General features: G+C 62.8%; 18 protein-coding genes. 3 read left to right on the top strand and 15 right to left on the bottom strand.

The window, feature by feature from the left end; genetic code table 11:
* Position 1: 1 nt before the first annotated feature.
* The 11 genes from N005_RS26265 to ccoN (N005_RS26215) all read right to left on the bottom strand — a co-directional run bounded on the left by N005_RS26265 (position 2) and on the right by ccoN (N005_RS26215) (position 12,305).
* The gene (locus tag N005_RS26265) at positions 2–4,438 is read right to left on the bottom strand and encodes an RHS repeat-associated core domain-containing protein (RefSeq protein WP_047703840.1); all 4,437 of its coding nucleotides are present in this window, start codon (positions 4,436–4,438) and stop codon (positions 2–4) included.
* Between the two features lie 150 nt (positions 4,439–4,588).
* Entirely contained in the window at positions 4,589–4,999 is a 411-nt protein-coding gene (locus N005_RS26260; protein WP_047703839.1) for a type II toxin-antitoxin system VapC family toxin, read from the bottom strand.
* On the bottom strand, positions 4,999–5,253 hold the full coding sequence (locus tag N005_RS26255; RefSeq protein WP_024777889.1) for a type II toxin-antitoxin system Phd/YefM family antitoxin: 255 nt from the start codon (positions 5,251–5,253) through the stop codon (positions 4,999–5,001). The genes N005_RS26260 and N005_RS26255 overlap by 1 nt, the downstream gene beginning before the upstream one ends.
* 146 nt (positions 5,254–5,399) lie before the next feature.
* Complete coding sequence (gene ccoP, locus N005_RS26250) at positions 5,400–6,383, bottom strand: cytochrome-c oxidase, cbb3-type subunit III (RefSeq protein ID WP_041021799.1); 984 nt, start codon at positions 6,381–6,383, stop codon at positions 5,400–5,402.
* A complete protein-coding gene (locus N005_RS26245) occupies positions 6,380–6,565 on the bottom strand; it encodes a CcoQ/FixQ family Cbb3-type cytochrome c oxidase assembly chaperone (protein WP_003183474.1) in 186 nt (61 codons plus the stop codon). Before N005_RS26245 ends, ccoP (N005_RS26250) begins: the two co-directional genes overlap by 4 nt.
* Positions 6,566–6,571: 6 nt before the next feature.
* Positions 6,572–7,180: a cytochrome-c oxidase, cbb3-type subunit II gene (gene ccoO, locus N005_RS26240; RefSeq protein ID WP_003199605.1), complete on the bottom strand. Its 609-nt coding sequence runs from the start codon at positions 7,178–7,180 to the stop codon at positions 6,572–6,574.
* On the bottom strand, positions 7,180–8,622 hold the full coding sequence (ccoN, locus tag N005_RS26235) for a cytochrome-c oxidase, cbb3-type subunit I (RefSeq protein ID WP_047703838.1): 1,443 nt from the start codon (positions 8,620–8,622) through the stop codon (positions 7,180–7,182). Before ccoN (N005_RS26235) ends, ccoO (N005_RS26240) begins: the two co-directional genes overlap by 1 nt.
* A gap of 480 nt (positions 8,623–9,102) precedes the next feature.
* Positions 9,103–10,056: a cytochrome-c oxidase, cbb3-type subunit III gene (gene ccoP / locus N005_RS26230; protein ID WP_047703837.1), complete on the bottom strand. Its 954-nt coding sequence runs from the start codon at positions 10,054–10,056 to the stop codon at positions 9,103–9,105.
* Positions 10,053–10,256, bottom strand: a complete 204-nt coding sequence (locus N005_RS26225; RefSeq protein WP_047703836.1) for a cbb3-type cytochrome oxidase subunit 3 — start codon at positions 10,254–10,256, stop codon at positions 10,053–10,055. The genes ccoP (N005_RS26230) and N005_RS26225 overlap by 4 nt, the downstream gene beginning before the upstream one ends.
* 5 nt (positions 10,257–10,261) lie before the next feature.
* Positions 10,262–10,870, bottom strand: coding sequence for a cytochrome-c oxidase, cbb3-type subunit II (ccoO, locus tag N005_RS26220; protein ID WP_024777895.1), 609 nt, complete (start codon positions 10,868–10,870; stop codon positions 10,262–10,264).
* 10 nt (positions 10,871–10,880) lie between these two features.
* Entirely contained in the window at positions 10,881–12,305 is a 1,425-nt protein-coding gene (ccoN, locus tag N005_RS26215) for a cytochrome-c oxidase, cbb3-type subunit I (protein WP_047703835.1), read from the bottom strand.
* Between the two features lie 95 nt (positions 12,306–12,400).
* Here ccoN (N005_RS26215) and N005_RS26210 point away from each other — a divergent pair, with 95 nt between their 5' ends.
* Complete coding sequence (locus N005_RS26210) at positions 12,401–13,093, top strand: alpha/beta family hydrolase (RefSeq protein WP_047703834.1); 693 nt, start codon at positions 12,401–12,403, stop codon at positions 13,091–13,093.
* Positions 13,094–13,246: 153 nt separating this feature from the next.
* Here the strand turns inward: N005_RS26210 and N005_RS26205 are convergent, their stop codons facing one another.
* The 3 genes from N005_RS26205 to acnA all read right to left on the bottom strand — a co-directional run bounded on the left by N005_RS26205 (position 13,247) and on the right by acnA (position 18,749).
* Positions 13,247–14,812, bottom strand: coding sequence for a methyl-accepting chemotaxis protein (locus N005_RS26205; RefSeq protein ID WP_047703833.1), 1,566 nt, complete (start codon positions 14,810–14,812; stop codon positions 13,247–13,249).
* A 77-nt stretch (positions 14,813–14,889) separates the two neighbouring features.
* Positions 14,890–15,678, bottom strand: a complete 789-nt coding sequence (locus N005_RS26200) for a CPBP family intramembrane glutamic endopeptidase (protein WP_047703832.1) — start codon at positions 15,676–15,678, stop codon at positions 14,890–14,892.
* A 329-nt stretch (positions 15,679–16,007) separates the two neighbouring features.
* The gene (gene acnA / locus N005_RS26195; protein WP_047703831.1) at positions 16,008–18,749 is read right to left on the bottom strand and encodes an aconitate hydratase AcnA; all 2,742 of its coding nucleotides are present in this window, start codon (positions 18,747–18,749) and stop codon (positions 16,008–16,010) included.
* Between the two features lie 172 nt (positions 18,750–18,921).
* Between acnA and rlmM the strand changes: the two genes are divergently transcribed.
* Both rlmM and tusA read left to right on the top strand, forming a co-directional pair.
* Complete coding sequence (gene rlmM / locus N005_RS26190) at positions 18,922–19,995, top strand: 23S rRNA (cytidine(2498)-2'-O)-methyltransferase RlmM (protein ID WP_047703830.1); 1,074 nt, start codon at positions 18,922–18,924, stop codon at positions 19,993–19,995.
* A gap of 172 nt (positions 19,996–20,167) precedes the next feature.
* Positions 20,168–20,419: a sulfurtransferase TusA gene (gene tusA, locus N005_RS26185; protein ID WP_047703829.1), complete on the top strand. Its 252-nt coding sequence runs from the start codon at positions 20,168–20,170 to the stop codon at positions 20,417–20,419.
* Here tusA and N005_RS26180 read toward each other — a convergent pair.
* Positions 20,416–21,819, bottom strand: coding sequence for an MATE family efflux transporter (locus tag N005_RS26180; RefSeq protein WP_047703828.1), 1,404 nt, complete (start codon positions 21,817–21,819; stop codon positions 20,416–20,418). The two genes, tusA and N005_RS26180, sit on opposite strands and share 4 nt — an antisense overlap.
* Positions 21,820–21,956 lie beyond the last annotated feature (137 nt).

The following is a 21,956-nucleotide window of genomic DNA, read 5'->3' as shown; positions in this document are numbered from 1 at the left end:
GTCAAAAACCTGCAAAGGAGATCAAGTTGCTGCCGGTCGGGTTTCGCGCCGACGGCGCCAGGATCCCATCATAACCGTTGGCCTTGGCCCAGGCGCCAATCTGGTGGGTCTGGGTGTATTTGTTGCCGGTGATGCTTTTAAGGGACACGCCCAGTTGTTTGCGCACATCGGCCCGGGTCAGGTCGAGGACGTTGTTGAGCTGCACCTTCTTGCTCACCAGCACCCGCGTGGACAGGTCCACACCCCAGTGATTGACCTCACCCATGGCGGTCTTGCGCGAGTTGGCGCCATAGACGCCACCAAGCCCCGGCGCGGTATAACGGTGCCGGGCGGCAACGTTCCACTTGTGGGCGGTCCAGGTGGTGCTGATCCGCCCGGGTTCCTCGAAGCGATAGACCGTCCGATTGACCTTGCGCCCCTTCGGCGGGGTGGTGCATTTCATCAGCCCCAGGGGGTCGATCCAGCTCACCGGGTTCGGTGCGTACTGGTAGAGGTTCAGTCCGCCCGCAAGGCCGATGGGGTCCGGCGTGGTGAAGCGGCCTATGTCCGGGTCGTAGAAGCGCAGGGTGTTGTAGTGCAGCCCGGTTTCCCGGTCCAGGTACTGGCCCTGGAACCGCAGGTTCTGCTCTTCGATGTAATACGGTTCGCGCAGCTCTTCGGCGGTGCTGCCCCACACCTGGTAATGGGCGCGCCAGAGCGTATGGCCGTCGCTTTCCGACAGTTGTTCGGGCTGGCCGTTGAAGTCGTTGTGGTAGTAACGGACTTTCTGCTGTTCACCGAGGCCATCGACCCGCGCCAAAGGCTCGTGGCCGTCGTCGGCATAGATGTAGAGGCTGGTCTGGCTGTCGCGATGTTCCTGCAACAGTTGCAGCGCATCCCAGGTAAAGCGGGTACGACCCAGCGGGGTAGCATGGCGGTCGTACTCGGTTTTTTCGACGCGTCGGCCCAGCGGGTCGTAGGTCATCTTCACGACCGAGCCGTTGTCGTTGTGCACCTCCACCAAACGCTGTTCGGCGTCGTACTTGAAGCGCTGGACGCCGCGTCGGCTGCTGCGTTTTTCCACCATGCGGCCGAAGCCGTCGTAGCGGTAGCGCTTGTCTTGATAGGTCAGCAAGCGGTTATGAGTGACGTGCCCGGTGCCCATCAGCCCGTCGAGCAGGTTGGCGGCCGGGTCGTAGGCGAAACCTTCACGCTGACCCTTGAGGTTGTCCTGGCTGGCGAGGATGCGGCCGGTGGCGTCGTAGTGCAGCAGTTGACGATGGGGCGCGTCGGGCTGATTGTCGAAGCGCTCCACCAGTTGATCGCTGCCGTCGTAGGCAAACAACGACTGCGCCGCTGGCGGCAGCAGGGTCGACTGTTCCTGTTGCCGTCGCTGGCGGGCCCGCAGGCGGCCGCTGCGGTCGTATTCGCTGCGGGTGCTGAGACGGCCCTGGGTGCGCAGTACCTCGCGGTGCAGGCGGTCGCGCTCGAAGTCACTGATGACTTGGCCGTCGAGGTTGATCTGGTGCAAATGGCCGCTGCCGTAGTGCAGGCGGTTCAGCCAGCGGCCATCGGGGAGCTGTGTCTGGGTGAGGTTGCCCAGTTCGTCATAGCGATGCTCGAGGCGACCGGCCCAGCCCTGTTCGGCGATCAGTTGCCCAAGCGCGTCGTAGCTGAAGCCGATGCTTTGCTGTTCGCCGGCCAGGCCGGTGAAGGTGATGGCCTTGACCTGATCGAGGGCGTCATAGCGGTATTCGGTGCGCCCGTCGGCGGTGACCTTGGCGACCAGCCGACCCATGGCATCGCGTTCCAGCTCATGGATGATGGGGGCTTGCGGCGAGAGGTCCAGGTCAGTGCTGCCGGGAACGGCGACGGCTTGCACGCGAGTGACGTTGTCCAGCGCATCGTAGGCATAGCGCTTGAGGCTGCCGTCCAGGCTGTGCTCGGCGCTCAAGCGATCACCCGCATCCCAGGCAAACCGATAGCTTTCGCCGTTCTCGTTGGTCAGGGCCAGCAGCCGCCCATAACTGTCGTAGCTCAACTCCACCCGCCGGCCGTGGGCGTCGGTGCGCAGGCGCAGTTGACCGCTCGGCGTGTGCTGGAACGATGTGGTGTGGCCGGCGGGATCGCTGTAGCCGATCAACTGGCCGCTGGCATCGCGTTGATAGTGTTCGATGCGCCCGTCCGGCAACTGCTTGCTCAGCAACCTGCCCTGGTCGTCGTAGCTGAAACTGGTGCGTTCCCCCAGCGCATCGCTGCTGCTGAGCAGCAGACCGCGCTCGTCGTAGCTCAACCGGGTGGTGTAGCCGGAGCAGTCGGTGTGTTCGCTGAGTTGGCCGAGGGCCGTCCAGCGCATCGTCTTGCTTTTGCCGGTGGCGTCGATGATCTCCACCACCTGGCCATGGGCATCGTGGCGATAGCGGGTGACGTGGCCCAGGGGATCGGTTTCAACCGTGCGATTGCCCCGCGCGTCATAGCGGTATTGCCAGGTATTGCCTGCGGCATCGGTTTCCGCCAGGGGCAGGGCCCAGTGTTCGAGCCACAGCGTCGACTCGCTACGCCCGAGCGGGTCGAGGGTCTGGCAGAGATTGCCCGCTTCGTCATAGCTGAACTGATGTTGCCCACCGTTGGGGTCGGTTGCCCCCAGCAACTGGCTTTCGTCGTTCCACTGGAATGCCCAGGTGCGATTCAGTGCGTCGGTGGCTTCGGTGATCTGGTAGCGCGCATCCCAGCGTCGGGTGCTGACGCGATTCAAGCCGTCGGTGATGCGGGTGATGCCGCCGGCCAGGTCATAGTCGAATATGTAGGTATCGCCAGCGTCGGTCCAATGGCGGACCACGCGCCATTCCTGGCCTTCGACCAAGGCCCATTCATAGAAGCAGCGCAGCCCCGTGGGCAACTGATGCTCCACCATCCGCCGCCCGAGGTCGTAGGCATAACGGCGTTTGACCTGGCTGTTGGACTGGCGCACCTGCGCCAGGTCTCCCTGGGCATCGTAGCCGTAGTGCATCAGCACTTCGCGGCGCTGGTCGGGGTAGAGGCGCTCGATCCGGCTGACCCGTCGTGGCCAGCGCTCGTCATAGGCCAGTTCGACCTGCACCAGGTCGAACGTGTCACGCAGCCGTACCAGTTGCCCGGCTTCGTCGTAGTCGAGGTGGATGCGGTTGTCGTTGCGATCACCGAGCTGTTCCAGGCGCAGCAGCGTGGCATTCGCCGATGTGGGCTTGAACAACCGGTACAAGCCGTCCGCGCTTTCGATCAGCAGTTCACCGTTGGCGTGCCGCCGCACGCTGAGGCCTTCGCCGGCGCTGAACACCGCGCCGCCCAAGGGAATCGAACCCATGTCGATGCGCCGGCCCTGTTCGTCGGTATAGACCAGGGTTTCGCCGCCTTCGGGATGGGGCAGGATCTCTACGCGTATTTCGTAGGCGACGCTCCAGCCGGCGCCGAACAGGCCGTCACGGCGTTCGTCGCGACTGTTGTAGAAACGCTGCCAGTCGATGGGCAGGATACCCGGCAAGACGAAGTCCAGTTCCTCGACATCCCCCAACACTTTCGCGCCAGTCGCCGCATGCACCGGGTTCGACGAGCCCATGGCCGCATTGGCCGCCGCGCCCATGGCACTGCTGACCGCCATCGAGGCTGCGCCGCCTATCAACATGCATGGCAGGTTGCTCAGGAACTTGCCTTTGCCGCCCTTGAGCATCAGCAACGCGGTGACCGCCAGCCCCACCCCCGGCGTCTTGCCGCTGCGGATCTCCCGTACCACCACGGTGCCACCGCCGATGGTCACGTCGGGGGAAATCAACCCGGACGACACCACCTTGGCTTCGCAGGTACTGCGGTCGCCGCTGCGCACGGCGGGCTGGCCGTTGATGGTGACCTTGTCCGAGCCTTCGGCCAGGAACTGCGGCGGCATCGGCGGATGCTTCAGGCAGGTGATCATATCCAACGGCTTGGGCACGGCGCCGGGGGCGGGTGTGGCGACGGTGGGTCGCCACATCTGCGAGAAGAAGCTCTCGGCCATGTCCAGGTAGCTGGGCTCGGGCGCTTCCAGCTCGGTGCCGGCCGGTGCGACATGGGACTCGATGGCCCCGGCGGCGCGGGCGGCGGGGATGTTGTTGGTCAAGGTGTCGGTGGAGCCGGTGAGGATGTTGGCCTGCACCGTGGGCGGAAAAAGGGCGTTGCCGATGCCCTCGCAGATATTGCTCAGGCCCTTGTCGGCGCCGGTCTTGCTCATGGCGATACCGACGACCGCACCGACTACAGCGCCGAGCAGGAAGCAGCCGAGGCCACCGGTCGCGACCGTGATGCCGGTGGCCGCCACCACGGCGGCGGTGGCGACGGCGGTGATCGCGATGTTAGCCGCCACCTCCAGCACACCGCCGAGGATGTCGGCCATCATCGAGGTGTGATCCAGCGCATCGCCCAGGCGAGCGGCCCAGAGCGCGTCAGACATGCGCGTTACCCTGACAGTGGCAACCGCTGGCGGCTATTGGTTCTAGGACTGTGAGGCCTTCCATTGCGCCTTGTCTCCCTGGCAATCTGGCTTGCGTATCCGTGCGAGCGGGCATTGGACCAGCTTAAGATGAATCAGGCAATCGGTCGGTCAGGCGACCCACGGATTGAGCAGCGTAACCCCGCTGGCTTCGAAGTCCGCTACGTTGCGAGTGACCACGGTCAGGCCATGGATCAGCGCCGTGGCAGCGATCAGCGCGTCGCATTCATTGCTGCGGTCGGGCACGTGCAGACGGGCGCAGCGCAGTGCCACGGCGCGGTCCACCGCCAGGATCCTGCCGGCAAAGGCGGGCAAGACGTGGTTGTCCAGCCAGGCGCGCAGGTGACCGCCTTGGCTCGGGTCCTTGCGTTCGAAACGCAGCACACCGGTTTCCAGTTCCAGGATGGTAATCGCCGAGACATACAGACTGGGCGCAGCCACGCTGCGGGCCCAGGCCTGCACGTTGCTGTCGGCCTGGGGTTTGCGCAATTCCGAAATGACATTGGTGTCGAGTAGATACATCAGGACAGGTCTACCGCTCGAGGAGTGATGACGGCGCGCTCGGTGTCGAAATCGATATCCGGCGCATCGGGCATGACCAGCAGCTCGACAATGCTGGCGCCGATGCCGGTCAGTTTTTGATACTCCTCAATGCTTAGCAGCACATGGGCCGGCTTGCCACGGTCGGTGATGATGACGGGCCCTTCGCGGGTGGCTTTTTTGGCACCACTTGTGTCGTGGTTGAATTCGCGGCTGGACATGGTGGTGATGGACATGGCGTGCCCTCATTGAACGCTGATGTAGGCACGTTACTACTTTGGCTGGTAGGCAGCAAGAGAAACGGCGCGTCCTATCGGACCGGCCATGAAAAAGGCCCCGTCAATGTGCATTGACGGGGCCTTCCGTGTATCAGGCGTAAGCCTTACTGGGCGTCAGCGGCCGGAGCCTTTTCGCCGTGGGACAGGCTGTAGACATAGGCGGCCAGCAGGTGGACCTTGTCGTTGCCTTGCAGGTCGGCCTGGGCAGGCATCTGGCCCTGGCGGCCGTAGCGGATGGTCTGCTGCAGTTGAGCGAAGCTCGAACCGTAGATGAACGCGGCCGGGTGCGTCAGGTTAGGTGCGCCCATGGCTGGAGTACCCTGGCCTGCCGGACCGTGGCAGGCCACGCAGTTGGCAGCGAAGATTTTCTGGCCATTGGCCGGATCGGCCTTGGCGCCTTCCGGCAGTTTGCGACCGTGCAGGCTGGTCACCAGGTAAGACGCCACGTCGGCGACACCCTGCTCGCCGACGACGGCAGCCCAGCCCGGCATCACCGCGTGACGACCGCCCATGATGGTGGTCTTGATGGTTTCCGGCTCGCCGCCCCAGCGCCAGTCGGCGTCGGTCAGGTTAGGGAAACCGTAGGCACCCTTGGCGTCGGAACCGTGGCAGACCGAGCAGTTGGAGGCGAACAGGCGGCCGCCCATCTTCAGGGCTTGCGGATCCTTGGCAACTTCTTCGATGGGCATGGAAGCGAACTTGGCGAAGATCGGACCGAACTTGGCATCCGAGCGCGCCATTTCCTTTTCCCACTCGTGCACGCCGGTCCAGCCGGTCTGGCCGTTGGCGAAAGCGGTCTGCTTTTCGGTGTCCAGGTAGTTATAGCCTGGCAGCAGGCCTTTCCAGTTGCCCAGGCCAGGGTAGAGCGCCAGGTAGCCGAGGGCGAACACGATGGTGCCCACGAACAGCATGAACCACCATTTCGGCAGCGGGTTGTCGTATTCCTCGATCCCGTCGAAGGAATGGCCAACCGTCTCTTCGGTGGCCTCGCTGCGCTGGCCCTTGCGGGTCGACAGCAGCAGCCAGGTCAGGGAGAAGATCGTTCCCAGGCTGAGGACTGTGACGTACAGACTCCAGAACGTTGTCATTCTTTGTTACTCCTAGAAGCTTGCTCGACGTGCTTGATGGCTTCGGGATCATCCGCGAACGGCAGCAAGGTCGCGTCGTCAAACTCCGACTTGCGCTTGGGGCTGAACACCCACAGGGCCAGACCGATAAAAGCCACCATCACGACGACGGTGCCCAGGCCGCGAATCATCCCGATATCCATTAAGAATCACCGTTTGCTTTTGATGATGGTGCCCAGGCCTTGCAGATAGGCCACCAGCGCGTCCATTTCGGTCTTGCCCTTCACGGCATCCTTGGCACCGGCGATGTCTTCGTCGGTGTAAGGCACGCCCAGGGTGCGCAGGACTTCCATTTTTTTCGCGGTGTCTTTGCCGTCGAGCTTGTTTTCCACGAGGAACGGGTAGGCCGGCATTTTCGACTCGGGCACTACGTTGCGCGGGTTGTACAAGTGCGCACGGTGCCAGTCATCGGAGTAACGGCCGCCAACACGGGCCAGGTCCGGACCGGTACGCTTGGAACCCCACAGGAACGGGTGGTCCCAGACGCTTTCGCCGGCGACCGAGTAGTGGCCGTAGCGTTCGGTCTCGGCGCGGAACGGACGGATCATCTGCGAGTGGCAGCCGACACAGCCGTTGGCGATGTAGATGTCGCGGCCTTCCAGTTCAAGGGCGGTACGCGGCTTCATGCCTTCGACCGGCTTGTTGGTCACGTCCTGGAAGAACAGCGGAACGATCTGGGTCAGGCCGCCGATGCTCACGGCGATGACCATGAAGAAGGCCAGCAGGCCGATATTCTTCTCTACTGCTTCGTGCTTCATCAGTGAGCTCCAACTACGGCGATCTTGGCGGCGGCTTCAGCTTCAGCCGGGTCAGAAGCACGAACGGTGCGGTACACGTTGTAGGCCATGAACAGCATGCCGCTGGCGAAGAACGCGCCGCCCAGGGCACGGACGATGTAGCCAGGGTGGCTGGCTTGCAGCGCTTCAACGAACGAGTAGGTCAGGGTGCCGTCGTCGTTGATTGCGCGCCACATCAGGCCCTGGGTAATGCCGTTGACCCACATCGAGGCGATGTAGAGCACGGTACCGATGGTCGCGAGCCAGAAGTGCGCGTTGATCAGCGGGGTGCTGTGCATCTGCGCACGACCGAACAGTTTCGGGATCATGTGGTAGATGGCGCCGATGGAAATCATCGCCACCCAGCCGAGCGCGCCGGCGTGGACGTGGCCGATGGTCCAGTCGGTGTAGTGGCTCAGGGAGTTGACGGTCTTGATGGCCATCATCGGGCCTTCGAAGGTCGACATGCCGTAGAACGCCAGGGACACCACCAGGAACCGCAGGATCGGGTCGGTGCGCAGCTTATGCCAGGCGCCCGACAGGGTCATCATGCCGTTGATCATGCCGCCCCAGCTTGGCGCCAGGAGGATGATCGACATCGCCATGCCCAGGGACTGCGCCCAGTCCGGCAGCGCGGTGTAGTGCAGGTGGTGCGGACCGGCCCAGATGTACAGGGTGATCAGCGCCCAGAAGTGGACGATGGACAGGCGATAGGAGTAGATCGGGCGCTCGGCCTGTTTCGGCACGAAGTAGTACATCATGCCCAGGAAGCCGGTGGTCAGGAAGAAGCCCACGGCGTTGTGGCCGTACCACCACTGGATCATCGCGTCGGTCGCGCCCGAATAGGCCGAGTATGACTTGAACAGGCTGACCGGCAGCGACATGTGGTTGACGATGTGCAGCATGGCCGTCACGACGATGAAGGCGCCGTAGAACCAGTTACCGACGTAGATGTGCTTGGTCTTGCGCTTGACGATGGTGCCGAAGAACACCAGGCCGTAGGTCACCCAGACGATGGCCAGCAGAATAGCCAGGGGCCATTCCAGCTCTGCATATTCCTTGGTGGTGGTCAAACCCATGGGCAAGGTCACGATCGCGCCGACGATGACCGCTTGCCAACCCCAGAAGGTGAAGGCCGCAAGGCTGTCGGAGATCAGTCGCGTCTGGCAGGTTCGCTGCACGACGTAGTAGGAAGTGGCAAACAATGCACAACCACCGAAGGCGAAGATCACCAGGTTGGTGTGCAGCGGGCGCAGGCGTCCAAACGTCGTCCATGGCAGATCGAAGTTCAACTCCGGCCAGACCAGTTGCGAGGCGATGAAGACACCGAGCCCCATGCCAAGGATCCCCCAGACCACCGTCATGATGGCGAACTGGCGGACTACCTTATAGTTATAAGCAGTCGGACTGATTGCTGTGCTCATTCTAAGGTTCCACGGTTTGGGTGTTTTATTAGGATAAAAATCGGCCGCAAGTATGGAGAAAGCGGGGGGTCATTGCAACGCGCCATGACCTGGGTCAATGCTTCCAAAAGCTGATTCTGCGGCCTTTCCATGCGCCGCGTAGGGACAAAATGGGCCCTCGGCAAAGTGTCGCACCGAAGGAAAGAGGCGAGGGGGTCAGGTCGGTTGTAACGGGGTGTGTTCAAACTCGGCGTTCGGATGACACCGGGCCATTGCCATTACGGCCGGTATCTGCCTGTCTTTACGGCGTTTTTGTCGAACGATTGTCGAACACATCGGGTCGGGTCGACCTGAAACCGGCAGTCGCCAGTACACGCAGAAGCAAGCTTAGACCCGATTCCGGGGAACCGAAAGGAAGACCTTGGGAGGGTGCGACAATGGGTCGCGCGCAGGCATGGGGTTGCCGCATCCGATGGATGCGGCTGTTCATGTGGTCAGGATTTATTCGCTTTTACGATCGGCTTGCAGGCGCTCGACACCGGCAGGGTGGGACAGGCTGTAGACGTAAGCCGCGAGCAGTTGCACCTTGTCATTGCCGAGCATTTCGTTCTGCGCCGGCATGTGGCCGTGGCGGCCGTGGCGGATGGTCTGTTGCAGCTGGGCCAGGCTGGTGCCGTAGATGAAGCCTGCCGGTTGCGTCAGGTTCGGCGCGCCCATGGCTTCGGTGCCTTGGCCGTTGGCGCCGTGGCAAGCGACGCAGGTGGTGCTGAACGCCTGTCTGCCGGCTTCCAGGTCGGCACCGCTATCGGCTGGCAGCGGCAGGCCGGCCAAGTCATGACGTACATACGCGGCTACGTTCTTGACCCCGGCATCCCCCAGTATTTCACCCCAGGCCGGCATCGCCGCCATGCGACCGCCCATGATGGTGGTCTTGATGGTGTCGGCCGCGCCGCCCCAGCGCCAATTGTCGTCGGTCAGGTTCGGAAAGCCGAAGGCACCCTTGGCATCCGAGCCGTGGCAGACCGAGCAGTTGGAGGCGAACAGGCGACCGCCCATTTTCAGGGCTTGTGGGTCCTTGGCGACTTCTTCCACGGGCATCGCCGCGAATTTGGCGAAGATCGGTCCGAACCGGGCGTCGGCCCTGGCCATCTCCTTTTCCCATTCATGGGCGCCGGTCCAGCCGTTTTCATAGCCAGGCAGGATGCCTTTCCAGTTGCCCAGGCCCGGGTACAGGATCAGGTAACCGACGGAAAACACCAGGGTGCCGGCGAACAACAGGAACCACCACTGCGGCAGCGGGTTGTCGTACTCCTCGATGCCGTCGAAGCTGTGGCCCATGGTCTGGTCGACGCTGCCCTTGGTCTCGCCCTTGCGGGTACCTATCAACAGCCAGGTCAGGCCGATCAGGCTGCCGAGGGTCAGTACGCAGATCCACGTACTCCAGAAGGTGGTCATGGCCGGGTACTCCTTGTTGCAGGGTCTTGGGGATGGGCGATGTCGGCGGGTGGCTCGTCGGCGAACGGCAGCAGGCGCGCCTGGGCGAATTCCGGACCGCGCTTGCTGCTGAACGCCCACAGGAGCAGGCCGATGAAGGCCACGAACACCACGACCGTGCCCAGGCCGCGGATCATTCCAGTGCTCATTTCAAGAAACATGGGACTCACCTCTTGCTCTTGATGGCAGTGCCGAGCACTTGCAGGTAGGCCACCAGTGCGTCCATTTCGGTCTTGCCCTTGAGCGAGGCCACGCTGCCGGCGATGTCGTCATCGGTGTAAGGCACGCCGAGGGTGCGCATGGCGCGCAGCTTGGTTTCGGTGTGGCTGCTGTCCACCGCCTGGGTCACCAGCCACGGGTAGGCCGGCATCTTCGACTCGGGCACGACGTTGCGCGGGTTGTACAAGTGCGCGCGGTGCCAGTCGTCGGAGTAGCGTGCGCCGACCCGGGCCAGGTCCGGACCGGTGCGCTTGGAGCCCCACAGGAACGGGTGGTCCCAGACGCTTTCGCCCGCCACCGAGTAATGGCCGTAGCGCTCGGTCTCGGCGCGGAAGGGGCGGATCATCTGCGAATGGCAGCCGACGCAACCTTCGCGGATGTAGATGTCACGGCCTTCCAACTGCAGGGCGGTGTAGGGCTTCATGCCGTCCACCGGTTTGTTGGTCACGTCCTGGAAGAACAACGGCACGATCTGGGTCAGGCCGCCGATGCTCACGGCGAGAACCATCAGCAGCATCAGCAAGCCGACGTTTTTTTCGATTGTTTCGTGTTTCATGGCGGACTCCTCAAGCCATCTGCGCGGCAGCGGCGGCTTCGGCAGGCTGGTAGGCCCGCACGGTGCGCCAGGTGTTGTAGGCCATCAGCAACATGCCGCTGAGGAAGACTGCCCCGCCCACCAGCCGTACGATGAAGCCGGGGTGGCTGGCCACCAGGGTTTCGACGAAGGAGTAGGTGAGCGTGCCGTCCTCGTTCACTGCCCGCCACATCAGGCCCTGGGCGATGCCGTTGACCCACATCGAGGCGATGTAGAGCACGGTGCCGATGGTCGCGAGCCAGAAATGCGCGTTGATCAGGCCGATGCTGTGCATCTGTGGCCGGCCGAAGACTTTCGGGATCATGTGGTAAAGCGCACCGATGGAAATCATCGCCACCCAGCCGAGCGCGCCGGCGTGGACGTGGCCGATGGTCCAGTCGGTGTAGTGGGAGAGGGCGTTGACAGTCTTGATGGCCATCATCGGGCCTTCGAAGGTCGACATGCCGTAGAACGCCAGGGACACCACCAGGAACCGCAGGATCGGATCGCTGCGCAATTTATGCCAGGCGCCCGAGAGGGTCATCATGCCATTGATCATGCCGCCCCAGCTGGGTGCCAGCAGGATCAGCGACATCACCATGCCCAGGGACTGCGCCCAGTCCGGCAGCGCGGTGTAGTGCAGGTGGTGCGGACCGGCCCAGATGTACAGGGTGATCAGCGCCCAGAAGTGCACGATGGACAAGCGATAGGAGTACACCGGACGCTCGGCCTGTTTCGGCACGAAGTAGTACATCATCCCCAAAAAGCCCGCGGTGAGGAAAAAGCCCACGGCGTTGTGCCCATACCACCATTGCACCATCGCGTCCGTGGCCCCGGCGTACACCGAGTAGGACTTGGTGAAGCTCACCGGCAGTTCCAGGTTGTTGACGATGTGCAGGATCGCCACGGTCAGGATGAACCCGCCGAAGAACCAGTTACCCACGTAGATGTGCTTGGTGTTGCGCTTGGCCACGGTGCCGAAGAACACGATGGCGTAGGCGACCCAGACGATGGTGATCAGAATATCGATCGGCCATTCCAGCTCGGCATACTCCTTGGAGCTGGTGTAGCCCAGCGGCAGGCTGATGGCCGCCAGCAGGATCACCAATTGCCAGCCCCAGAAGCAGAACGCAGCGATTTTCGGTGCAAACAACTGCGTCTGGCAGGTGCGCTGTACCGAGTAGAACGAGCTGGCGAACAGGGCGCAGCCACCGAAGGCGAAAATCACCGCGTTGGTGTGCAGCGGGCGCAGGCGACCGAAGCTGGTCCAGGGCAAATCGAAGTTGAGCTGCGGCCAGACCAATTGGGCCGCGAGAAAAACCCCGAGCCCCATGCCGACGATGCCCCACACCACCGTCATAATGGCGAATTGGCGGACCACCTTGTAGTTGTAGGCGGTACTGATAGAAGTGTTCATGGTTCCCCATCCACGGTTCAGCCGAAGAGCGTGCCTGCGCAAGGCAGCGCGGCATCTTCGCCTGGAGTTATAGGCAGACTGAAAGCGAGGCAAGCATGGACAAACAGCACAAGGCCAGTATTGACGGGGATCAATGGGCGCGGTGCGTGGCACAACACGGCTGGCTGTGGACGGCCGCGCAATCGGGCACCGGTGGCGAGGCGCCCAGCCTGATCCTCGCCCACGGCGCTGGTGCGCCGATGGACAGCGGCTTCATGAACGAAATGGCCGCACGCCTTGCTGCCCATGGGGTCAACGTGTTGCGCTTCGAGTTTCCCTACATGGCCCAACGGCGTCTGGACGGGGGCAAACGTCCCCCCAACCCGGCACCCAAGCTGCTGGAATGCTGGCGAGAGGTGTATGCGTTGGTGCGGCCTTATGTCGCTGGGCGGCTGGCCATCGGTGGCAAGTCCATGGGCGGGCGGATGGCGAGCCTGTTGGCCGACGAGCTGGTGTGTGAAGGGTTGGTGTGCCTGGGTTATCCGTTCTATGCGGCAGGCAAGCCGGAAAAGCCGCGGGTCGAGCATTTGGCCGGGTTGAAGACCCCGGCATTGATCGTCCAGGGTGAGCGGGATGCCTTGGGTAATCGTGAGGCGGTGCAGGGCTACACTTTGTCACCGAGCATTGAGTTGCTGTGGTTGGTGGCAGGGGACCATGATCTGAAGCCGTTGAAGGCTTCGGGGTTCAGTCATGAGCAGCATTTGGAAGCTGCGGCGCTGAGGGTGTCGGGGTTTCTTCTTCGGACGTGAGGTGATTGGGCGGGCCTCATCGCGAGCAGGCTCGCTCCCACAGGGGAGTGCGTTCCACATGTGGGAGCGAGCCTGCTCGCGATGGGGCCAGGACAAGCAATAAAAAACCCGGAAGCTGTCACTGTCCGGGTTTTTTATCGAGCAGGCATTCGATCAGCGGTTGAACCGCTCCACCAACGAGTACTGGGTATTGGCCGTGCGGGTCAGTTCTTCGCTCAATAGCGCCGAGCTGTGGGCCTGCCCCGAGGTCTGGTCGGCCAGTTCCGAGATGTTGCTGATGTTACGGCTGATCTCTTCGGCCACCGAGCTTTGTTCCTCTGTTGCGGCGGCGATCTGGGTGGTCATGTCGGTGATATTGGCCACCGCTTCACTGATGCCCACCAGCGCTTCGTCCGCTTCCATCACCCGCGCCACGCCTTCTTCGGCCTGGCGATGACCGGCATCCATGGTCTGCACGGCATTGGTGGCGGTTTGCTGGAGTTTGGCGATCAGGGCATGGATCTGCCCGGTGGATTCGCTGGTGCGTTGCGCCAGTTGCCGGACTTCATCGGCCACCACGGCAAAGCCGCGACCCATCTCGCCGGCACGTGCCGCTTCGATGGCGGCGTTGAGGGCCAGCAGGTTGGTCTGGTCGGCGATGCCTTTGATCACATCCACCACGCCGCCGATCTCGTCGCTGTCCTTGGCCAGTTGGGTCACGGTCTGGCCGGTTTCGCCGACCACCACGGACAAGCGTTCGATGGCCTCGCGGGTTTCCCCGGCGATGTCGCGTCCGCGACCGGTCAGGCGGTTGGCTTCCTGGGTGGCGTCGGCGGTGCGTTGCACGTGGCTGGCGACTTCCTGGGTGGTGGCGGCCATCTGGTTGACCGCTGTGGCCACCTGTTCGGTTTCCACTCGCTGGCGTTCCAGGCCGCTGGAGCTGTTGTGGGCCAGGGTGTTGGACTGCCGCGCCTGATCGTTGAGGTGTTCGGCGGTGTCCTGCAGACGGGTCAGGCAGGTTTTCAGGCGAGCCTCCTGGCTGAGGATCGACATCTCCAGGCGCGCCTGGACGCCACGGCTGTCGGTGTACATCCGGGCGATCAGCGGGTCGGACGTGGTTTGCTCGGCCAGGCGCAGCAGGCGCTTGATCCCGCGTTGCTGCCATTGCAGGCCCATCAGCCCGAGGGGCACCGACAGCAAGGCGGCCAGGGCAAACCCCCAGGAAGAATTGAGGAAGGCGCCGACGATGAAGCTCAACTGGCTGACCAGGATGAACGGCAGCCAGTCCTGGAGCATCGGCACCCACTTGTCGCTGCGGGGGACCGCCGACTTGCCTTGGTTGATGCGCTGGTAGAGGGCTTCGGCCCGGGCGATCTGTTCGGCGCTGGGCTTGACCCGTACCGATTCGTAGCCGACCACCTGGTTACCTTCGAACACGGGGGTGACGTAGGCGTTGACCCAGTAGTGATCGCCGCTCTTGCAGCGATTCTTGACGATGCCCATCCATGGCAAGCCTTGTTTCAGGGTGTTCCACATATGGGCGAACACGGCCGACGGGACGTCGGGGTGGCGCACCAGATTGTGGGGCGAACCAATCAGTTCTTCCTTGGAAAACCCGCTGATTTCAACGAACGCATCGTTGCAGTAGGTGATCACGCCCTTGGCATTGGTGGTGGAGATCAATCGTTGCTGGGCCGGGAAGGTCCTTTCGCGTTGTGTGATGGGTTGGTTGTTACGCATGGTGTGAATAATCCGCAAGGCTTTGAAAGGTTGTCGGCAACGTCAGGCTTTTATTGAAGTTATTTTCCCCGTCGGTATCACGCCAGCATCGGGTAGGTAAATAGGGCGAAATGAAGCAGATTGAGACCGAAGTGGGTAGCAATCGCCGCGCCCAGGCCGCCAAAGCGATAGGCAAGCCCGTAGCCGATCCCCGCCAGGCCCGACAGCAGCACCCATTGCCAACCGGCGCCGGCGTGTACCAGGCCGAACAGCAGCGAGGCCAGGAGCAACGCCAGGTTGTCGCCATGGGCCAGATGACTGAAGCGCCGGCTCAAGCTGCCTTGAATGTAGCCACGAAACAGCGCTTCCTCCACCACCGTCACCAGTAGAAGATTGTTGGCGACCCATATCCAGGCCTGGTCCGGCCACTTCGGTGCCCAGTGAATCATGCCCAGCACGATCGCTCCGCCCAGGGCCAATATCGCACTCAGCACCAGGCCCAGGGCCGTGGCCAGGAACGACAGGCCAAGCGTGCGCCGGCCGACGATCCATGGACACGCCAACAGCAACCAGAAACCGATCAGCGGCTTGTCCTGATTGAGGTACATGGCAAACGGGACGGCATCATCGGTCAAGCGATGAGCCGGGATTGCCCGCCCGTTGAAGAAGCCCGGCATCCAGTGCAGGGCCAGCGCCAGGGCCAGGATGAGGAAAAGGGCGTGACCGAGAAAGCGGCCGACCGGTATCTGCCGCTGGCGGACTGCATAGCCGGCCAGTAGTAACAGTGCGATTGAGATGGCGGCGGTCCAGGCCAGTTTTCCGTAGGCCAGGGCCAGGCAATAGCCGACGGACAGGAAGGCCAGGTACGGCCAGGGTAAAGCAGGCATATAACGTCCTTTTAGGCTGTGGAACTTCGGGCGAAAGTGGCCGCCGCGTCTACGACGATGCCAAGTCGCTCAAAGAGCACAATTTTGTATCCATGCAGATTCATGCGTAGGCGTGGAAAGTCAGCCGGTTGACTCAGGTCCTTGAGCGCCGGCGAGAGGGAGTATAAGCGGAGCGATACAAAAAACGGCGATTGATCTGATGATTGATACTCGTCAGCCAAGGGCAGGACTGTGGGAGCGGGCTTGCTCGCGAAAGCGCTGGGCCAGTCAGTACTTCAATGACTGACAGATCGCCTTCGCGAGCAGGCTCGCTCCCACAGGAATTGCGTTTAACCTGAAATCAATTGCCGCAGGACATAGTGCAGGATCCCGCCTGCCTTGAAGTACTCCACTTCATTCAAGGTATCGATCCGACACAACACCTCGATCCGCTCCTGGCTGCCGTCCTCGCGGGTGATGACCAGTGGCAGGTTCATCCGCGGTGTCAGTTCGACGTCGTCCAGGCCGAGGATGTCCAGGGTTTCCTTGCCGGTCAGGTTCAGGCTCTTGCGGTTCTGATCGAGTTTGAACTGCAATGGCAGTACGCCCATGCCCACCAGGTTGGAACGGTGGATGCGTTCGAAGCTTTCGGCGATCACCGCCTTGACCCCCAGCAGGTTCGTACCCTTGGCCGCCCAGTCCCGACTGGAGCCGGTGCCGTATTCCTGCCCCGCGATCACCACCAGCGGCGTGCCCTTGGCCTGATACAACATGGCGGCATCGTAGATCGGCATTCTTTCGCCGTTGGGAATGTAGATGGTGTTGCCGCCTTCCTCGCCGCCGAGCATTTCGTTGCGGATCCGGATATTGGCAAACGTGCCGCGCATCATCACCTGGTGATTGCCACGCCTTGAGCCATAGGAATTGAAATCCCGCGGTTCCACGCCCTGTTCGCGCAGGTACCGCCCCGCCGGGCTGTCGGCCTTGATATTGCCGGCCGGGGAGATGTGGTCGGTGGTGACCGAATCGCCAAGCAGGGCCAGTACCCGGGCGCCTTCGATGTTACGAATGGCCGGTGGTGGCCCGTCGATGCTGTCGAAGAAGGGTGGGTGCTGGATATAGGTCGAGTCCGGCTGCCAGACGTAAGTCGCTGCTTGCGGCACCTCGATGGCCTGCCATTGCTCGTCGCCGGCAAACACGGCGGCGTACTCCTTGTGGAACATGCCGGTGTCCACTTGGGCCACGGCGTCGGCGACTTCCTTGCTGCTGGGCCAGATATCCCGCAGGTACACCGGATTGCCGTCGCGGTCATTGCCTAACGGTTCGCTGCTGATATCGATACGCACCGTGCCGGCCAGGGCGTAGGCCACCACCAGGGGCGGCGAGGCCAGCCAGTTGGTCTTGACCAGCGGATGCACGCGGCCTTCGAAGTTGCGGTTGCCCGACAATACCGAGGCCACGGTCAGGTCGGCTTTCTGGATGGCTTTTTCGATCGGGTCCGGCAAGGGCCCGGAGTTGCCGATGCAGGTGGTGCAGCCGTAGCCCACCAGGGCAAAGCCCAGTTGATCCAGGTACTCGGTCAGGCCGGCGGCCTGGTAGTAATCGGTGACCACCTTGGAACCCGGTGCCAGGGAACTCTTGACCCAGGGCTTGCGGGTCAAACCTTTTTCCACGGCTTTTTTCGCCAGCAGCCCGGCGGCCATCATCACACTGGGGTTGGAGGTGTTGGTGCAGGAAGTAATGGCTGCGATTACCACCGCACCGTTTTTCAGGCGGTAGGTGTGGCCTTCGAACTCGTACTCGGCCTCACCCACCTGATCGGCATTGCCCACCGCAACACCACCGCCGCCTTCGCTTTCCAGGCGACCTTCTTCCTTGCTGGTGGGTTTGACCAGCAGCCCCAGGAAATCGCTGAATGCCTGGCCGACGTTGGGCAGCGAAACCCGGTCCTGGGGGCGTTTCGGCCCGGCCAGGCTGGCTTCGACGCTGCCCATGTCCAGCTCCAGGGTGTCGGTGAACACCGGTTCCTTGCCAGGCAAGCGCCACAGGCCCTGGGCCTTGCAATAGGCTTCTACCAGTTTCACCGTTTCCGCCGGGCGCCCGGACAGGCGCAGGTAATCCAGGGTGACGTCGTCCACCGGGAAGAAACCGCACGTGGCGCCGTACTCCGGGGCCATGTTGGCGATGGTGGCGCGGTCGGCCAGGGGCAGGTCGGCGAGGCCATCGCCATAGAACTCGACGAATTTACCCACCACGCCTTTTTTGCGCAGCATCTGCGTGACGGTAAGGACCAGGTCGGTGGCGGTGATGCCTTCGCGCAGCTTGCCGGTGAGTTTGAAACCGATGACCTCGGGAATCAGCATCGACACCGGCTGGCCGAGCATGGCGGCTTCGGCCTCGATCCCACCGACGCCCCAGCCCAGCACACCGAGGCCGTTGATCATGGTGGTGTGGGAGTCGGTGCCCACCAGGGTATCCGGGAAAGCATAGGTGCGGCCGTCTTCCTCCTTGGTCCAGACGGTGCGGCCCAGGTATTCGAGGTTGACCTGGTGGCAGATCCCGGTGCCCGGCGGTACCACGCTGAAGTTGGCGAAGGCGCTCTGGCCCCAGCGCAGGAAGGCGTAGCGTTCGCCGTTGCGCTGCATCTCGATGTCGACGTTCTGCTCGAACGCCTGGCGACTGGCGAACCGGTCCACCATCACCGAGTGGTCGATCACCAGGTCCACTGGCGACAGCGGGTTGATCCGCTGGGGATCGCCGCCGGCCTTTTCCACGGCGGCGCGCATGGCGGCCAGGTCGACCACGGCCGGGACACCGGTGAAGTCCTGCATCAATACCCGTGCCGGTCGGTATTGAATCTCGCGGTCGGAACGACGTTCTTTCAACCACCCGGCCAGCGCTTTGAGATCGGCACCGGTGACGGTTTTTTCATCTTCCCAGCGCAGCAGGTTTTCCAGCAGCACTTTCAGCGACATGGGCAGCTTGTCCAGGTCGCCGAGGCTGCGAGCGGCGTCCGGCAGGCTGAAATAGTGGTAGGCCTTGGCGTCGACCTGCAGCGTTTTAAGGGTTTTCAGGCTATCGAGGGACGGCATTGAAATCACTCCTTTGAGTCCGCACGGCTACGGACTGACGGGACGGACAGAGCCTTTAACCTAGCCCTGTTTTGAGCGGATGACTAATCACTGGACTCTATGGGCAGGTTCGGGGTTCCGAAGTCCGTTATCATGCGCCGGTTTTCGTGACAGGCTTTGCTACGGAGTTTCAATGAATACGCTTTTCATGCACTGCCGGCCCGGCTTCGAGGGCGAGGTCTGTTCCGAGATCGCCGAACACGCGGCCCGGCTCAACGTGGCCGGCTATGCCAAGGCCAAACCGGCCAGCGCCTGCGCCGAATTCGTCTGCACCGAAGCGGACGGCGCCGAGCGGCTGATGCGCGGCCAGCGTTTTGCCGGGCTGATTTTCCCGCGCCAATGGGCCCGTGGCACGTTCATTGATCTGCCGGAAACCGACCGTATCAGCGTCATCCTGTCCCAGATGGCGCAGTTTCCAGTCTGCGGCAGCTTGTGGCTGGAAGTGGTCGATACTAACGATGGCAAGGAACTGTCGAACTTCTGCAAGAAGTTCGAAGGCCCGCTGCGCAAGGCGCTGACCGGCGCCGGCAAGCTGGTGGACGATCCGCACAAGCCGCGCCTGCTGCTGACGTTCAAAAGTGGCCGTGAAGTGTTCCTGGGGCTGGCGGAAGCGGACAACTCGGCGATGTGGCCAATGGGGATACCCCGCCTGAAATTCCCTCGGGAGGCCCCGAGCCGCTCGACCCTCAAGCTCGAAGAAGCCTGGCACCACTTCATTCCACGGGAGGAGTGGGACGAGCGCCTGCACAGTGACATGACCGGCGTCGACCTGGGGGCCGCGCCGGGTGGTTGGACCTGGCAACTGGTCAATCGCGGGATGCTGGTGACGGCCATCGACAACGGTCCGATGGCCGAAAGCCTGATGGACACCGGTCTGGTGCAGCACCTGATGGCGGATGGCTTTACCTTCAAGCCCAAGCAGCCGGTGGACTGGATGGTCTGCGACATCGTCGAGAAGCCGGCGCGCAATGCGGCGATGCTGGAAGAGTGGATCGGCGAGGGCCATTGTCGCGAGGCAGTGGTCAACCTCAAGCTGCCGATGAAGCAGCGCTATGCCGAAGTGAAGCGCCTGCTCGAACGCATTGCCGATGGCTTCAAGGCCCGGGGGATCAAGGTGGAGATTGGCTGCAAGCAGCTGTACCACGACCGCGAGGAAGTGACTTGCCATTTGCGGCGGTTGGACAGCAAGAAGCCCAGATCCCGCTGAGTGTTCCTGTGGGAGCGAGCCTGCTCGCGATAGCGATGTGTCATTAACATCAATGCTGACGGATCTTGCGCCTTCGCGAGCAGGCTCGCTCCCACAGGGCATGTGGCGTTAAGCCGAGGGTGACCACTCGCCGACATTGCGCGACAATGCCCGCCAGTTTCAGGAGTAGAACATGAGTGAAATGAACGATACGCCGGTCGACGGTACGCTGGATGCCTCCGGCCTCAATTGCCCTGAGCCGGTGATGATGCTGCACCAGCACATCCGTGACCTGGTGCCGGGCGGGCTGTTGAAAGTGATCGCCACCGACCCCTCGACCCGCCGCGACATCCCCAAGTTCTGTGTGTTTCTCGACCACGAACTGGTGGCCCAGGACGAGGTGGACGGTACGTACCGCTACTGGATCCGCAAGAAGCTCGCTTAACCCGTCGAGCGGCTGCTGCGGATCGGCTTGCGCGCGCTGCGGGCCAGGCGGATCGACAGCATCAGCGCCGCGCAGCTCAGCCCGACGATCAGCCCTTGCCATAACCCGCTCGGGCCGTTGGCGGCGCCGAACCAATCGGTAAGGCCCAAGGCATAACCCACCGGCAAGCCGATGCCCCAATAGGCAAACAGGGTCAGGATCATCGTCACCCGGGTGTCCTGATAGCCGCGCAACGCGCCCGCCGCGGTGACCTGGATCGCATCGGAAAACTGGAACAGCGCCGCATATACGATCAGCATCGAGGCGACGTCGATCACCACCGGGTCGGCGGTGTAGATCGCGGCGATGGGCCCGCGCAGCGTCAGCATCAGGCTCGCCGACAGGCAGGCATACGCCAGGGCCGCGCCCATACCCACGCCAGCGGCGAAGCGTGCCTCGCGAGGCTGGCCACGTCCCAGTGTCTGGCCGACCCGCACCGTTACGGCCATGGCCAGGGAGTAGGGAATCATGAACACCAGGGAACTGAAGTTCAGCGCGATCTGATGCCCGGCCACCACCGTGGCGCCGAGGCTGCCGATCAGCAGTGCAATCACCGCAAAAATGCTCGACTCGGTAAACACCGCGATGCCTATCGGCAGGCCAATGCCCAGCAGACGTTGGATGACCGCCCACTGCGGCCAATCGAAGCGGCTGAACAATTGACTCGACCGATAGGCCGGCGCCCAGCGCGTCCAGCCGGCCATGCCCAGGGCCATGACCCACATCACGATAGCCGTGGCCCAGCCGCAACCGACGCCGCCCATGGCCGGCACGCCCAGGTGTCCGTAGATGAAGATGTAATTGAGCGGAATGTTCAGCGCCAGCCCGCACAACCCCAGCACCATGGCCGGTCGCGTGCGGCCCAGGCCGTCGCTGAAGCAGCGCAGTACGTGGTACAGCGCCACGGCCGGCAGGCCGGTGCCGATCCCTCGCAGGTATTCCATGCAGGGACCGATCAGCTCCGGGTCCACCTTCATGATGTGCAGGATCGGCTCGGCGCTGAACAGCGCCAGCGTCGCCATCAATCCGACCGCCAGCGCCAGCCACAGGGCCTGGCGCACCAATGGGCCGATCTCGTCGAAGGTTCCAGCGCCGAAGCGCTGGGCGACTTTCGGCGTAGTCGCCAGCAGTGTGCCGGTCATCAACAGAAACACCGGCACCCAGATCGAGTTGCCCAACGCTACTGCCGCCAGGTCCCGTGGGCCGACGCGACCGGCCATCACCGCATCGACGAAGCCCATGGCGGTGGTCGCCAGTTGCGCCACCATGATCGGCAGCGCCAGGGCCAGCAGCGTCCTGACCTCCAGGCGAACCCGGGCCGGGCGAGAGAGAAGGGTGGGGTTGTCGATCACGGGATTCACAGGCGAAGCGTCCGAAAAATTAGCGCAAGGCGGCGGATTCTACGCGTTGACGCAGTGGTCAGGAAAAAAGCTGTGTTGGGGATTTGTAAACAATGGCAGAAGTTTGTGGATACCCTTGTGGCGAGGGGATTTATCCC

Source organism: Pseudomonas mediterranea CFBP 5447, assembly GCF_000774145.1.
GTDB lineage: Bacteria > Pseudomonadota > Gammaproteobacteria > Pseudomonadales > Pseudomonadaceae > Aquipseudomonas > Aquipseudomonas mediterranea.
Note: the sequence above shows the minus strand (reverse complement) of the source record. Positions and strands in the feature narration are given on the sequence as shown.